This is a genomic window from Streptomyces sp. NPDC006326, from assembly GCF_040612915.1.
GTDB lineage: Bacteria > Actinomycetota > Actinomycetes > Streptomycetales > Streptomycetaceae > Streptomyces.
This window is the reverse complement of sequence record NZ_JBEXRC010000025.1, coordinates 71211-84181: the sequence shown is the minus strand read 5'-3', so window position 1 is coordinate 84181 and position 12971 is coordinate 71211. Positions and strand designations below refer to the sequence as shown.

Below are 12971 nucleotides of genomic sequence, written 5' to 3'. Positions count from 1 at the left end.
CGCCGGCAAGGCACGGGCGCACCGCCGGACCCCTCGTCGCCCGGCTCACTCCCCGGCGGTCAGCTGCGCGCAGCGGGAGACCACGGCGGCGAGATCGCCCGTGGAGCGCAACAGCTCCCGCTGGACGCGGGCGCCGTTGCCGCGGCGCAGGAGCTCCTCCAGGGCCGCCTTGACGCGGTCGGAGTCCCCGTTCTCGTCGAGGGCCTCCCGTACGTGGTCGTACAGCGCCCAGACGACGGCCTCGGGCGAGTCCTCGCGCAAGGTGGCGGGGTGGATCAGCTGTCCGTCGATCCCGGACCGGGCGGCGCGCCAGGCGGCGAGCCGGAGCAGGCTCGTGTCGACGGGGGCGGGGGCCTGGCCCGCCCGCCAGGCCCGCGCGGCCGTGTCGACCAGGCCGCGCACCAGGGCGGCCACCAGCACGGTGGTGGACGCGTCCAGACAGACGTCCGCCACGCGGATCTCGACGGTGGGGTAGCGGGCGGCCAGCCGCGCATCGAAATAGATCATGCCCTTGTCGCGCAGCACGCCGGTTTCCACCATGGCCCGCACCCGCTCGTGGTACGCGGCGGCCGAGCCGAAGAGGTTGACCGGACCCGCGGAGGGCCACCGGTTCCAGACCCTGCTGCGGTAGCTGCCGTAACCGGTGTCCTCCCCCTGCCAGAACGGCGAATTGGCGCTCAGCGCGGTCAGGACGGAGAGCCAGGGCCGGATCCGGTCCAGGACGGCCACGCCCTCCTCGTCGGAATCGACCGACACGTGCACATGGCAGCCGCAGGTCAGCTGCTCCTGGGCCGGCAGACCGAACTGCCGGGCGATCCACTGGTAGCGCTCACCGACGCTGAGGGTGGGCTCCACGGTCAGCGGGCAGGTCGCGAGCGCCGCCACCTGCACGCCGGCCGCCTGGGCGTGCCGGGCGGCCTCGGCGCGCCACCGGCGGAGCTCCTCGGCCAGTTCGCCCATCCGGGTCACGGGCCGCGTCGCGAACTCGACCTGTTCCTGCTGCAGCTCCTTCTCCAGCGGGATCTCCCCGTCCGCTCCGGCGGCCCGGCCCCCGGACAGCAGGGCGGAGGCCAGCACCGCGCCCGCCGACGCCGCCGGCTCACCGGTCCGCGGGTTGACCAGGAGCAGTTCTTCTTCCACGCCGACGCTTCGCATACAGTCCCGTCTTTCCTCGCCCGTGCCGTGCCGGTCTCGCAGGTCTGCTCTGCCCCGAAGCCGGGCCGTCATGCGCAGGCCGCCCCGGCTGCCCCCGTGCGCCGGCACCCACGTTTGAACGGCCGCGCAGCGAGCACGTCCGAAAGGACGCATGCGGATCGCCGCGCACCGGAGTGGAAGGAAAGGAGCAGGCCATGGCCGTGCAGCAGGACATCATCGAGGTGATCCTCAAGGACCACCGGACGATGGAGGAGCTCTTCCGGCGGATGCGGAGCGTGGAAGCGGACCGGGCGGGGGCACTGCGCGAGTTCGCCGCCCTGCTGATCGCCCACGGCGAGGCGGAGGAAGCCGAGGTGTACGGCGCCCTCAAGCGGTTCAAGGGCGTCGACAACCACGAGGTGGAACACGGCTCCGAGGAGCACGCCGAGGGCAACGAGGCCCTGCTGGCGCTGCTGGAGGTGTCCGAGATCGGTTCGGACGAGTGGGACGAGCGCCTGGAGGAACTGGTGAAGGCGGTCTCCCACCACATCGACGAGGAGGAGCGGACGATCCTCAACGGGGCCAGGGAGAGCGTGCCGGACGAGCGGCGGAGCGAGCTGGCGGCCGCGTTCCTGCGCGAGCGCGAACGGCAGCTCGCGGCGGACTGCGGCAGCATCGAGAGCGTACGCGCCCTCGTACGGGGATGACGGCCGACGAAGCCACCCACGCGCCCGGGGCAGGGGCCGGGGCGCGGCCCGGGGCCGCGGCCGGCGGCCGGGACGGTGAGACGCGTCTGACGGTGTGGGCGGCCCTCGCGGCGAACCTCGCCATCTGCGTGGCCAAGGCCGTCGGCGGTGTCATCGCCGGTTCGCCGGCCCTGCTCTCGGAGGCGGCCCATTCCGTGGCCGACAGCATCAACGAGGTGTTCCTGCTGGCCTCGGTCCGGCGCAGCAGGCGCCCCGCCGACGAGCGCCACCCCTTCGGCTACGGCAAGGAACGGTTCTTCTGGTCGCTGCTCGCCGCTGTCGGGATCTTCGTCACGGGCGGCTGCTTCTCGGTGTTCCAGGGGGTGGAGGCGTTCCGCTCCGGCGGCGGCGCATCGCACGAGGGCTACGTGGTCGGCCTGATCGTGCTGCTCGTCGCGCTCCTGGCCGAGGGCGCCTCGCTGCTGCGGGCCGTGTTCCAGGTGCGCCGTGCCGCCAGGGCCGCCGGACACGGGATCGCCGAGGAGGTGCGGCAGGGCCGTGATCCGGCGCTGCGTACCGTCCTCGCGGAGGACGCCACGGCCTGCGTGGGCGTGGTCCTGGCGATGGCGGGGATGGCGCTGCACATGGCGACGGGCCGGGTGGCGTACGAGGCGGGCGCCTCGGTCCTCATCGGCATGCTGCTCGTGTACGTGGCGTACGTGCTCGGCAAGGGCGCACGGGCCCACCTGATCGGCGAGGCGGCCGATTCCGGCCTGCAGGACGAGATCCGTGCCCTGCTCGAAGCGCAGCCCGAGATCGACTCGGTGACGGGCCTGCTGACCATGCGCCTGGGGCCCGACGCGGTGCTGCTCGCCGCCGGGATCGACCTGACGGCCGGCTACGACAGCGAGACGGTGGAGGAGGCGATGGTCCGCATCCGCACCGAGCTGAAGAGCCGGTGGCCCGAGCTGGAGCAGGTCTTCCTGGACGTCACGGACGCCGCGGCGGCCCGCCGCTCCAGCGCACACCCACGCCCCCCGCGCCCTGAGTGAGCGCGGGGGAAGCCACCGGGACGGGTGCCGGGGCCGGGCCGGATCCTTGGGGGCCGGGGATCCGGCGATCCGGGGGTCAGCCCTGGCAGATGCCCTGCTCGTAGTCGACCGTCGCGGTCGCGCGGGAGTACTGCCACTGCGGCGCGAGCAGCTGGGCGTCGACCTGCCGGGCGGCGGCCGGGCTCTCCACGATGTAGCCGAAGTCCTGCAGCCACGCCGGGTAGAGGTTCTTGGAACCGATGTAGAAGGCCGAGTCGTCCACCGAGACCAGCTTGTGGTGCTGCGCGTACGGGTGGCCGTCGGCCCACCGCGGGCTCTGCGCGCTGCGGAAGGTGGCCAGCTGGAGGTTCGAGCACATCGCGGCCCTGGCCTTGCCCGGGTCCCCGGTGACCAGGGCGATCCGGTCGCGGAGGGTGTCGCTGACCTCGGACAGCGACTTGATCTGCGAGTACCCTCCGCTGCCCACCGCGCCCCGGTTGGCCGGGTCGCTCACGACGATCCGGACCTTCACTCCGGCGGCCAGCTTGGCCGCGAGGGCGTCGTAGACGCGGATGTCGTAGCGCGGCAGCGGCGGGCAGGTCGCGTTGAGGTCCTGCTGGGAGATCTCGATGTGCCGGTTCGCGCTGGAGATCAGCGCCCGGAGGGCGCTCTCCTCCGGGTTGACCGTGTCGTAGTCGCGGTCCGCGTTGGTGTTGTCGTGCAGGCCGACCACGCACTTGGTGTCCGGGGCGCTCGGCAGGGTCGGCCGGAAGGAGGACGCGGGGTCGCTGCGCCTGATGCCGACACCGAGCCCGCCGACCGCGATGACCGGCACGCCGCCCGCTGCGGGGGCCGCCGGGGGAGCGCCCGGCCCGGTCTGCGCGGCGAGCGAGGGCATGCACGCGGCGCCGTTGGAGGAGGCGAACCAGACACTGGCGATGTTGCTCTTGTTCTGGCAGGTCCAGGACCACAGCTCGTCCAGGTAGCGGCCGGCGGAGGCGGCCCCGGGCCCCTTGAGCGCGAGGTCGACGTCGGCGACCGGGTGCGCGGTCTCCAGGTAGTCGTCCTTCCAGCTGTTGATCCCGCCCGTAATCGCGGACCGGCCGTCTACCACGAGGATCTTGGAGTGGTTCCAGGAGAACGCGGTCTTCGAGGTGGTCATCGACGCGACGTTGAGGTCGATGTTCCGGGCGTCGTCCCCGAGCCTGGCCACGAGCTCGTCCCGGTACTTCGAGGGCACCACGTTCAGGTGGTAGACCGGTGCGGCCCCCACCAGCACGCGCACCCTGAGCCGGTTGCCGCCGGCGCCCTGGGCGGCGGCCTTGAGGCCGGCGACGACCGCGTCCTGGAAGGCTCCGTTCGGGAACGGGGCGAGGGTCGATATGTCGACCGTGTGCTTGGCCTGCGAGACGGTCTCGGTGATCTTCGAGAGCAGCTGCCGGGACCCGGGCCGGGTGGCGCAGGTGTCATCGCCCCAGCAGCCCGGGGTCTGCAGCAGCCAGTCGCCGCCTCCCGGAGTGGAGGCGTCGAGGACGTTGCCTTCGCTCCGCTCCCACACCTGGCCCTCCAGGCCGGGGGAGACCTGGCGGAGCGTCTGTTCGACGGCGTCGAGATGGGGCGCCGGCGTGCGCCCCGAATCGGCCGCGGCCGGAAGGGCGGGCAGCAGGGCCAGCACCGCCGCCGAGACGGCGGCGCGGGTGAGGAGGGCGGACGGGCGGTACGGGGAGAGGCGGTGCAATGTGACTTCCTTGAACGAGGGATCGCCGTCGCCGCGGCAGGGGCGACCGGCAAGATCAACTCGCGGAAGTTACCACCGGGTCACAAAAAGAGGGCAATCGCTCGCGCGCATTTCAGCCACCCGCTCCGGCCGTCAACTCCCGGCCGCGTAGGGGAGGTGGCGGGGTGTCAGGGAACGGGCGTGCGCGTGCAGGGGGGCGGGGCATCAGCTCCGGGTGAGGCAGAACGGATGCCCGGCCGGATCCAGCAGGACCCGCCACCTTTCGCCGCCGGGCTGGTGGGCCGGCTTCGTCGCCCCCCACTCCAGCAGGGCGGCCTCGGCGCCGTCGAGGTCGTCGGCCGTGAAGTCGAGGTGGACCTGCTGCGGCCTGCCCTGGCCGGGCCAGCGGGGGGCCTCGTAGCCGTCGACCCGCTGGAAGCCGATGAAGAGGCCGTCCTCGCGGGTGAGGCCCGCGAAGTCGCCGTTGGACTCGGGATGGGCCTCCAGGCCCATGGCCCGCTGGTAGAACGCGGCCAGCGCCTCGGGGTCGGCGCAGTCGAGCGTGATCGCAGCCAGCTTCAACCGCAGGGACACGACCGCTCCTCGGACTCGGTGTCGGCACGCCGATCGGCATGCCGGTCGGCCCACCCTAAGGGCGCGGTCCGCTGAAGCTCCCGTTCCGCAGGAGACCGGCTTCCGGGTGCCGGGGCGGTGGGTCAGTGCCGCGACAGGCCGCTGGTGATGCGGCTCCAGAGGGACCGGGTCGCGCCGAAGCCGCTCTCGTGGGCCCAGACGTGCGAGCAGGACGGGCACTGCAGGTGCAGCAGGCTGCCGGTGTTCGTCAGGAGGTAGCGCCAGTGCACCGAGCAGGTGCGCCGGTCGGCGCACGGCTCACAGCCCCGGGCGTCGTCGCACTGGGGGCAGGCCACCCAGGCGCGGCGGCCGGGGTCGGCCTGCGGGTCACGCGGCAGCACGACCGCCGCCCTCGCGCCGGGGGAGCACGCCGGCCGCGACCAGCTCCTCGTACACGCGCTGCTGCTCCGCGTCGAGACCGGAGTACAGCAGGTCGTAGGCCTCTTCCTCCCCCCGCATCACCTCGACCGGATCCCAGTCCGGCCCGAGGGCGGCGAGGACCTGGGCGCGCCGCTCCATCTCGTGGGCGGTGAAGTCCAGGTCGAAACCGGCCGACGCACGGCTGTCGGGCGTCCCGGCCGGGCCGTCGGGGTGGGGTTCGCGGTGGGGGGTCATACAGGGAAATTAGGTAACCCTTCTTTCCCCGGTCAAGGCCGAGTGAGTGGAGTCACAGCAGGCCCGGGCCGCCGCGCCGTGCCGTCAGGTGACGGGCCAGGGCGACCGTCGTGAGCAGCGCGACCAGGATGCAGACCGCGGTCCAGCCGAAGGCGGCATGGGCCCGCACGCCGAGCCAGGAGCCCACGGTGCCGCCCGTGTAGGCACAGGCCATGTAGGCGGTGTTGAGCCGGCTGCGGGCGTCCGGGCGCAGGGCGTACATCCGCGAGGTGTTGGCGAGCATGCCGGACTGCATCGAGACGTCCAGCAGCAGCGTCCCGACGGCGAGCGCGGCCAGGCCGGCCGTACCGCCCAGCCCGCCCAGCGCGAGGACCGCGGCCGAGAGCAGGACCCCCAGCAGGGAGGCCCGGTTCACGGGGTCGGGTCCATGGCGGTCCACCAGGCGTCCGGCGAACGGGGTCCACCCCATGGTGAGGCCGCCGACCAGGGCGAGCAGGCCGATGGCCTGGGCACCCAGGCCGTAGACCGGCCCGGTCAGCAGCAGGGCCAGTCCGGTCCAGGTGGCCGAGAACCCGCCGAAGACGCAGGCCTGGTACAGGCAGGACCGCCGCAGCTCCGGCTCGGTGCGCAACAGGCGCAGGGGTTCGGCCAGGAAGGCGGCGTACGGCCGCCGGGCGGCGGAAGCGGCCGGGGTGGTGGCCGGGACCGCGAACACCAGGACGGCCGCAAGGGCGAAGGCCGCCACCGAGGCCACCAGATAGGGGGCCCGCCAGCCCAGCCACTCGCCGAGCGTCCCGCTGAACGTCCGGGCCAGCAGCATGCCCCCGGTCGATCCGCTCAGCAGGGTCCCGAGCACCGCGCCCCGGCGCTCGGGCGCCACCAGGCCGGCCGCCAGCGGGCCGATGATCTGCGCGGCCACCGTGGTCAGCCCGACCAGGGCGCTCGCGGCGACCAGCGGCGCCAGCGCCGGGGCGCAGCCGGCGCCCAGCAGGGCCAGACCGGTCAGCGAGAGCAGCACGACCAGCAGCGAACGGTGGCGCAGCCGGTCGCCGAGCGGCACCAGCAGGACCATCCCGGCGGTGTATCCCAGCTGGGTGGCGGTCACCACCAGGGTCGCGTCCTCGGCCGGCACGTCCAGCCCGGCGGCGATCAGCGGGGCGATGGCCTGCGGGAAGTAGAGGTTCCCCACGGCCACGGCACAGGTCACGGACAGGATCAGCACCAGGCGGCGGCTCATGCGGACGTCGCGCGGGCCCGTACCGGGGGCGACGGCGGGGAAGGTCATGCCCCCCAGTCCACGGCACGGGCGGGGATCTGCCCACCGATGTGGCGTACGGCTCAATGATCAGCTTCGAGCTCGCGTCGAGGACCTCGCCGACACCCGGTTCGCCGTCTCACCCCGGACCGAGGCGGTACTGAGCCTGCGGGTGCTGTACGACCCGTGCCCCTCCGCCTCCACCTGCCTGGGCGCAGGTCCGTCCTCGGCGCCCTCGACGTGCTGGACGCGGGCTTGCCGGTGTCCCTGGTGGGGGTGCGGCTCGCCCTCCCGACTTCCTGACGCCCGGCCCCGCGGTGTTCGCGCCCTCCTTCGAGGACTCGGTCTTCGCCCACAAGCCGGCGCCGGCGGTCAGCGCGCGGGCACGGCCCTCGCTGTTCCACCCCAGCCGCGGGGTGGCGACGCTTTCTGGGCTCCGGTCCCCGCCACGCCCCGCTCCGGTCAGGCGGCCGGCTCCGCCCTCGTCCCGCTCCCCGGTGCCCCGAGCGCCCGGCTGCCGGGCCTGCCGGCGGAGCCGCCGGCCACGGTCGAGCCCGCCGCCGGGCTGGTCACCCGCGCCCGGCAGGGCCGCCGGGTCCTGAACCGGCGCAGCCCGCTCGGCGACCGCCTCGCCGAAGGACGGCCGCAGGACGGCGGCCCCGTACGAGGGGGTCAGCCGAGGAAGTTGCCGTAGTAGCCGCCGATGCGGCTGTAGTAGTCGGTGTCCCCGAGGTGCCGCTCGCCGACGAATTCGGGGGCCGCCTTGATCTGGTCCTTCGTCCGGTCGACGTGGATCGTCTCCTCCTCCGTGTCCACGTGGATGACCGTGCCCGCCGGGAGCAGGACCTCCCGCCCGAAGATCCACGGGCCGGTGTCCACGACGATGTACGAGGACCCGACCTCGTCGGAGTGCTTGCTGACCTTTCCGATCGCGCCGTCCGCCGCCTCGACCTTGTAGCCCGTCAGGTCGAGGGCCTGCAGACGGCCCGCGTTTTCGCGGTATCCCCACACGTTCACGTTCACGAGGAGTTCCCTCTCTTCCGGTCTCGAACGGCACCCGCCCCGGACCCGCCGGGATCGCGGAGCGGCCTGACCGCCCGTCTGCCCCGCCGACCGCCCCCGACACCTGCGCCCCCGAGGTTGCGGATCGGCGGCAGCGAAGGAGATGATCAAGGGCGGCCCCCGCTGCCGGGTCCTGAGGCGGGGGGACACGGGGGAGCAGGGGAGTCGTGAGCCGGGTACATCCGCACCGTCGGTCCACCCGCGCCCCGGCACGGGTCCTCGTCGTGGACGCCGGCCCCGGCGAGACGGCACTGGCCGAGCTCAACGCGCTCGCAGGGCTGGGGCTCACCCCGACCGTCAACGTGCGGCGCATGGACGACCCCGCACTGAGAGCCCGCGTCGAGGCTGAGTGGGACACGGTCGACTTCGACGGATTCTCGGAGGAGGAGCTGGCCGCGCAGCTTGAGGACGGAGGCCGGGGCCACGACGTCCTGAAGTGCCGCGCCGGCATCCCGCTCACCGAGGCGGTGCTTGAGCGGGCGACGGCGAGCACCCTGCGGCGCCGCCTGGTCCTGGCGGGAAGAGCAGCCTCGGGATCCGACACGTTCGACCATGCGGCGGCGCGGCGGCTCGGGGTGGCGATCAGGACCACCGCGGGGGCGAACGCGGGCGCGGTGGCCGAACTGGCCGTGGCGCTCATGCTCGACGCCCTGCGCGGGATCTCCTGGCGCGCGAATGCCCTGCGCGACGGCTCCTGGAGCGAGGCGGTCACGGCGCTGCCCACGGGGAGCCTGGCCGATGCCCGGGTCGGGCTGGTGGGTTCGGGGGCGATCGCGCGGCGCGTGGCGGAACTGGTACGGGCCTTCGGCGCCGATGTACGGGTGTTCGGGTCGCCGAGGTTCACCGCGGAACGGGCGGCCGGTTGGCCCGGACGTCGGGTGGAATCCCTCGACGAGCTGCTGGCCGTCTGCGACGTGGTCTCCGTCCACGTGCCTGCGACGCCGGAGACCGAGGGGCTCATCGGTGAACGGGAGCTGCGGCTGATGCGCCACGGTTCGGTCCTGGTCAACACGGCCCGGGCGAGCGTGGTGAGCGAGGAGGCCCTGGACCGGGCCCTGCGCGACCCCTTCTCCGGGCCCGCGCGGGCCGCCGTGGACACCTTCGAGGTGGAGGGACCCGGATTTTCCTCGGTGCTCGCCGGCAATCCGCACTGTCTGCTGTCGCCGCACGCGGCCGGCATGACCCGGTCCGCGATGCAGGAGGCCTCGCGTCGGCTGCTGGCCGAGTTCGAACGCTTCCTGTCGGGGAAGTTCACGGGGTCAACGGCGTGTGGCGGGCCGGGACGGCCTCCTCGGGGCTGACCGGTTGGGGCGGGGTGCCCTCGCCGAAGGGGCGTCCGCCGAGGGCTGCGCGGCCGTGCGGTTCGAGCCAGCCCGACAGGTCCGGGCCGACCGGAACGATGCGGGTCGGGTTGATGTCCTCGTGGACGAGGTAGTAGTGCCTCTTGATGTGGTCGAAATCGACCGTGTCGCCGAAGCCGGGCGTCTGGAACAGGTCCCGGGCGTACGCCCACAGCACGGGCATCTCCGAGAGCTTCTGCCGGTTGCACTTGAAGTGGCCGTGGTAGACGGCGTCGAAGCGCACCAGCGTGGTGAACAGCCGCACGTCGGCTTCGGTGAGCGTGTCGCCGACGAGGTAGCGGGACCGCTCAAGCCGCTCGGAGAGCCAGTCGAGCCGGGCGAACAGCCGCCCGTACGCCTCGCGGTACGACTCCTGCGACCCGGCGAAACCGGCCCGGTAGACGCCGTTGTTCACGTCCTTGTAGACCACCTGGTTCACCGCGTCGATCTCCGACCGCAGCGCCGGCGGGTAGAGCTCCGGCGCCCCGTCGCGGTGGTACGGCCGCCACTCCAGCGACATGTCGATCGTGATCTGCGGGAAGTCGTTGGTCACCACCTTGCCGGTGGGCACGTCCACGATCGCCGGCACGGTGATCCCCCGGTCGTAGCCGGGTTCGCGGGCGAAGTACGCCTCCTGCAGCCGCTCGATGCCGAGCACCGGGTCACGGCCGTCCGGGTCCAGGTCGAACGTCCAGCTGCGCTCGTCGTGCGTCGGCCCGGCGATGGCCATCGGCAGGGCCTTCTCCAGCCCGAGGAGCCGCCGCACGATCACCGCCCGGCTGGCCCACGGGCAGGCGCGGCTGACCACCAGACGGTATCGGCCGGGCTCCACGGGGAAGCCGTCGCGGCCGTCCGCGGTGATCCGGGTGGTGAGGTACCGGCTGTCGCGGGAGTACTCCTCGCCGGGGTGCACGTAGCTCATCCGAAACCCCTACCCGGAATCCGCAGCGGCGAACGCATATAAAGGAACAGACTGGCACAGATCCTCCCTGACCGGGTGAATCTTCCCCCGCGCGGCCCCTGCGCGGATGCGCAGGGGCTCAGCGACGCCGACGGGCGCCGGGGTGGTGCCCGAACACCGCCGAGGCGGTGCTCACCGCACCGATCCACGCCATCACCGCCGCCACGGCCGCGGCCGTGGAGCCGCCGAGGGCGCTCGTGACCAGCACCGCGAGCGCCGCCCCCAGAAAGAGGGCGGCCACGGCCCGCTTCACCGGAGCGGCGGGCGCGGGGCCTGCCCCGGGGCCCGGCACGAGCCGGCCGGTGGCCGGCGGCTCGGCCGTGAGCTGCCATTCCAGCTGGTTCCACGCAGCGGCCTCACGTGCGGACAGTCTGCCCCGTGCGGACATGTCGCCTCCTGGTAGAGGTACGGCCCTGACGGGCATGGTGTGGCTCGGACGCGCTGACGCCCGGCCGGGTCAGAGACGGCCGCCCGTCAGCCGGGAGAGGGGGCCGCGGCGCCGCAGACCTGCCCGCCGGCCGACCGCGTACGAGGCGGCGACGAGGGTGGCCGTGCCGGTGGCGGCGCCGGCGGCCACGGCCTTGCGGGCGCGGACGGCGCTCCACAGCAGACCGGCGCGGTCGACGCCGCCCCGCAGGGCCCGGGCTGCGACACGGGTCTTCTCCGCGAGGGGGGCGGGCAGCACCGTCAGCGTGCCCGTCGCCTCGTCCTTGGCGTCGGCGGCGGTCTTCGCGCCGGCCTGTGCGGCCTGTGTGGCGCGCTGCCTGGTGGTGGCCCCGTTCGAGCGGGAACTGCTGGAAGAGGCCTTGGAGTTGGTGGACTTCTCGGATGCAGTCATGTTCCGCGTCTGGCCGCATCCGCCGTCGCTAAACCTTTACAGAAGCCTGCCGAGCGGCCCGAGATCGAGGTTGAGGTCCTCGGGGGTCAGGCCGAAGCGGCTGCGCAACAGCCCCATGCGGTCCTCCAGCAGCATGAGGGTCAGTCCCAGCCGCTCCTCCTGCTCCTCGGTGAGGTCGCCGCATTCCACGCGGCGCAGGGCCTGGCGTTCCATCAGCTGCCGCAGCAGCTCGACGACGGTCAGGACCAGGCGGGCCAGGTCGCGTTCCACGGTGTCGGGGTCGAGTTCGACCCGCTGGGGCCGGCTCATGGGGCCACCTGCTTCCAGGGGGACGGTACGGCGTCGTTGACGGAACTGATGAGGGCTTTGAGGTCGATGCGTACGAGATCCACGTCCGCGATGCGCAGGGTGATGTCGCCGGCCAGGACGACGCCTCCCGCCAGCAGCCGGTCGAGCAGGTCGACGAGGGCGAGCTCCTGCTGACCCGTCATGAGGCGGACTCCCCGCCCCGGCCGCCCGCGGCGAAGGAGTAGGGCACCCACGGGCCGGTGACCTCCAGGCGCAGCCCGCGGGGCAGCATCCGGGGGGAGGGGACGGCCTCGGTGAAACTCCGGCGGGCGTGGACGGGTACGAGGTAGGCGGCGTTGAGGACGTTGCGTCCCGGCGCCCCGGAGAGCTGGGGCTGCTGGGGCGGGTGCAGCACCGCCGCGGAGGCGTGCCCGGAGAGCACCCGGTGGATGTCCTCGCAGATGCGGGCGGCCTCCTCCCCGGCGGATTCCCGGGCGCGGCGGTCCTTGAGCCGGCGGCGCAGGTAGTCGCGCCCGGCAGATCCGTCGCCCGATCCGTCCGGCGGCCGGCCCGGAGCCACGGACGGCGCCGGGGCCGGCTCCTGTGGGGAGGAGGGGGCGTCGGCGTAGACCTTGACCCCCCACTCCTGCGCACCGGCGATGCGCTCCAGCGTGGCGGTGATCTGCTGGTGGGCCTCGTCCAGCAGGCGGCGTACGCTCTCCTCGCCGCGGCAGAGGGTGGCCAGCTGCAGCGGGACGGTCGTGGTGCGGTCGCCGACGGCGGCGACCACGCCGTGGTGGGCGCGGGCCAGCTCGGACAGCCGGTCGAGGTCTTCCAGCTGTGCGCGCAGCGGTTCCTCGTCGAAGCGACTCGCCTCGACGGGCTCCACGACGGCCGCGAGCCCTGCGTGCTCCACCAGCCGCAGGCCACCGCCCAGGGGAGCCGGCAGGTCGGGAAGGGCATCGCGGGCGGAGGCCTCGACGACCGTGTACACGTACAGCAGGGTGTTCTCGCGGTCGCGGTCGTGGTCGTGGTCGTGTTTGTCGGCGTGGTCGTCGGGGTGGTTCATGTCTGCCATGTCTGCTCCGGGCTGGACTCCAGCTCGGCGATGCGCCGGCGCAGTTGTTCGTTCTCGCGGCCGAGTTCGGTGTGCCGGGCCGAGGAGGACAGGGCGGGGTCCTGTTCCCACCAGTCGATGCCCATTTCCTTGGCCCGGTCCACCGAGGCCACCACCAGCCGGAGCTTGATCGTCAGGAGTTCGATGTCCAGCAGGTTGATGCGGATGTCACCGGCGATCACCACGCCCTTGTCCAGGACGCGTTCAAGGATGTCGGCGAGGTTGGCGCTGCTGCCGTCGTCGTAGGGCCGTGACAGGCCGGAGGGCATGGTCATGACCGTCCTCGGCCTTCGG

17 protein-coding genes are annotated in these 12971 nt (G+C 73.2%); 3 read left to right on the top strand and 14 right to left on the bottom strand.

Features of this window, described 5'->3' with window-relative positions:
- Window positions 1-45: 45 nt before the first annotated feature.
- The gene (locus tag ABZ128_RS20535; protein WP_356850064.1) at window positions 46-1155 is read right to left on the bottom strand and encodes a glutamate--cysteine ligase; all 1110 of its coding nucleotides are present in this window, start codon (window positions 1153-1155) and stop codon (window positions 46-48) included.
- Window positions 1156-1349: 194 nt separating this feature from the next.
- Between ABZ128_RS20535 and ABZ128_RS20530 the strand changes: the two genes are divergently transcribed.
- A complete protein-coding gene (locus tag ABZ128_RS20530; RefSeq protein ID WP_356850063.1) occupies window positions 1350-1841 on the top strand; it encodes a hemerythrin domain-containing protein in 492 nt (163 codons plus the stop codon).
- Window positions 1838-2872: a cation diffusion facilitator family transporter gene (locus tag ABZ128_RS20525; protein ID WP_356850062.1), complete on the top strand. Its 1035-nt coding sequence runs from the start codon at window positions 1838-1840 to the stop codon at window positions 2870-2872. Before ABZ128_RS20530 ends, ABZ128_RS20525 begins: the two co-directional genes overlap by 4 nt.
- A gap of 76 nt (window positions 2873-2948) precedes the next feature.
- Here the strand turns inward: ABZ128_RS20525 and ABZ128_RS20520 are convergent, their stop codons facing one another.
- The 6 genes from ABZ128_RS20520 to ABZ128_RS20495 all read right to left on the bottom strand — a co-directional run bounded on the left by ABZ128_RS20520 (window position 2949) and on the right by ABZ128_RS20495 (window position 8094).
- Entirely contained in the window at window positions 2949-4589 is a 1641-nt protein-coding gene (locus tag ABZ128_RS20520; protein ID WP_356850060.1) for a phospholipase D-like domain-containing protein, read from the bottom strand.
- A 204-nt stretch (window positions 4590-4793) separates the two neighbouring features.
- A complete protein-coding gene (locus ABZ128_RS20515; RefSeq protein ID WP_356850058.1) occupies window positions 4794-5162 on the bottom strand; it encodes a VOC family protein in 369 nt (122 codons plus the stop codon).
- A 122-nt stretch (window positions 5163-5284) separates the two neighbouring features.
- Window positions 5285-5542, bottom strand: a complete 258-nt coding sequence (locus tag ABZ128_RS20510) for a hypothetical protein (protein WP_356850057.1) — start codon at window positions 5540-5542, stop codon at window positions 5285-5287.
- A complete protein-coding gene (locus ABZ128_RS20505; RefSeq protein WP_356850056.1) occupies window positions 5529-5816 on the bottom strand; it encodes a DUF6400 family protein in 288 nt (95 codons plus the stop codon). The genes ABZ128_RS20510 and ABZ128_RS20505 overlap by 14 nt, the downstream gene beginning before the upstream one ends.
- A 52-nt stretch (window positions 5817-5868) precedes the next feature.
- Window positions 5869-7101, bottom strand: coding sequence for an MFS transporter (locus ABZ128_RS20500; protein WP_356850055.1), 1233 nt, complete (start codon window positions 7099-7101; stop codon window positions 5869-5871).
- A gap of 642 nt (window positions 7102-7743) precedes the next feature.
- Entirely contained in the window at window positions 7744-8094 is a 351-nt protein-coding gene (locus ABZ128_RS20495; protein WP_356850054.1) for a PRC-barrel domain containing protein, read from the bottom strand.
- Between the two features lie 206 nt (window positions 8095-8300).
- On the opposite strand from ABZ128_RS20495, the gene ABZ128_RS20490 reads away from it, so the two are divergent.
- Entirely contained in the window at window positions 8301-9434 is a 1134-nt protein-coding gene (locus tag ABZ128_RS20490; RefSeq protein WP_356850052.1) for a D-isomer specific 2-hydroxyacid dehydrogenase family protein, read from the top strand.
- Here ABZ128_RS20490 and ABZ128_RS20485 read toward each other — a convergent pair.
- The 7 genes from ABZ128_RS20485 to ABZ128_RS20455 form a co-directional block, all read right to left on the bottom strand.
- On the bottom strand, window positions 9385-10395 hold the full coding sequence (locus ABZ128_RS20485; RefSeq protein WP_356850051.1) for a glutathione S-transferase C-terminal domain-containing protein: 1011 nt from the start codon (window positions 10393-10395) through the stop codon (window positions 9385-9387). The two genes, ABZ128_RS20490 and ABZ128_RS20485, sit on opposite strands and share 50 nt — an antisense overlap.
- Before the next feature lie 118 nt (window positions 10396-10513).
- A complete protein-coding gene (locus tag ABZ128_RS20480; RefSeq protein WP_356850049.1) occupies window positions 10514-10822 on the bottom strand; it encodes a hypothetical protein in 309 nt (102 codons plus the stop codon).
- A gap of 69 nt (window positions 10823-10891) precedes the next feature.
- Window positions 10892-11272 carry a hypothetical protein gene (locus tag ABZ128_RS20475; protein ID WP_356850048.1) on the bottom strand — a complete coding sequence of 127 codons (381 nt, stop codon included), beginning with the start codon at window positions 11270-11272 and terminating at the stop codon, window positions 10892-10894.
- A 36-nt stretch (window positions 11273-11308) separates the two neighbouring features.
- Window positions 11309-11581 carry a gas vesicle protein K gene (locus ABZ128_RS20470; RefSeq protein ID WP_356850047.1) on the bottom strand — a complete coding sequence of 91 codons (273 nt, stop codon included), beginning with the start codon at window positions 11579-11581 and terminating at the stop codon, window positions 11309-11311.
- Complete coding sequence (locus tag ABZ128_RS20465) at window positions 11578-11763, bottom strand: gas vesicle protein (RefSeq protein WP_356850046.1); 186 nt, start codon at window positions 11761-11763, stop codon at window positions 11578-11580. Before ABZ128_RS20465 ends, ABZ128_RS20470 begins: the two co-directional genes overlap by 4 nt.
- Window positions 11760-12638, bottom strand: a complete 879-nt coding sequence (locus ABZ128_RS20460) for a GvpL/GvpF family gas vesicle protein (protein WP_356850045.1) — start codon at window positions 12636-12638, stop codon at window positions 11760-11762. The genes ABZ128_RS20465 and ABZ128_RS20460 overlap by 4 nt, the downstream gene beginning before the upstream one ends.
- Window positions 12626-12952, bottom strand: a complete 327-nt coding sequence (locus tag ABZ128_RS20455) for a gas vesicle protein (protein WP_356850044.1) — start codon at window positions 12950-12952, stop codon at window positions 12626-12628. The genes ABZ128_RS20460 and ABZ128_RS20455 overlap by 13 nt, the downstream gene beginning before the upstream one ends.
- Window positions 12953-12971: the final 19 nt, after the last annotated feature.

Coding starts and splice junctions, on each gene's coding strand:
- ABZ128_RS20535 (WP_356850064.1), bottom strand. CDS start 1,155: ATGCGAAGCGTCGGCGTGGAAGAAGAACTGCTCCTGGTCAACCCGCGG.
- ABZ128_RS20530 (WP_356850063.1), top strand. CDS start 1,350: ATGGCCGTGCAGCAGGACATCATCGAGGTGATCCTCAAGGACCACCGG.
- ABZ128_RS20525 (WP_356850062.1), top strand. CDS start 1,838: ATGACGGCCGACGAAGCCACCCACGCGCCCGGGGCAGGGGCCGGGGCG.
- ABZ128_RS20505 (WP_356850056.1), bottom strand. CDS start 5,816: ATGACCCCCCACCGCGAACCCCACCCCGACGGCCCGGCCGGGACGCCC.
- ABZ128_RS20500 (WP_356850055.1), bottom strand. CDS start 7,101: ATGACCTTCCCCGCCGTCGCCCCCGGTACGGGCCCGCGCGACGTCCGC.
- ABZ128_RS20485 (WP_356850051.1), bottom strand. CDS start 10,395: ATGAGCTACGTGCACCCCGGCGAGGAGTACTCCCGCGACAGCCGGTAC.
- ABZ128_RS20480 (WP_356850049.1), bottom strand. CDS start 10,822: ATGTCCGCACGGGGCAGACTGTCCGCACGTGAGGCCGCTGCGTGGAAC.
- ABZ128_RS20475 (WP_356850048.1), bottom strand. CDS start 11,272: ATGACTGCATCCGAGAAGTCCACCAACTCCAAGGCCTCTTCCAGCAGT.
- ABZ128_RS20470 (WP_356850047.1), bottom strand. CDS start 11,581: ATGAGCCGGCCCCAGCGGGTCGAACTCGACCCCGACACCGTGGAACGC.
- ABZ128_RS20465 (WP_356850046.1), bottom strand. CDS start 11,763: ATGACGGGTCAGCAGGAGCTCGCCCTCGTCGACCTGCTCGACCGGCTG.
- ABZ128_RS20460 (WP_356850045.1), bottom strand. CDS start 12,638: ATGGCAGACATGAACCACCCCGACGACCACGCCGACAAACACGACCAC.
- ABZ128_RS20455 (WP_356850044.1), bottom strand. CDS start 12,952: ATGACCATGCCCTCCGGCCTGTCACGGCCCTACGACGACGGCAGCAGC.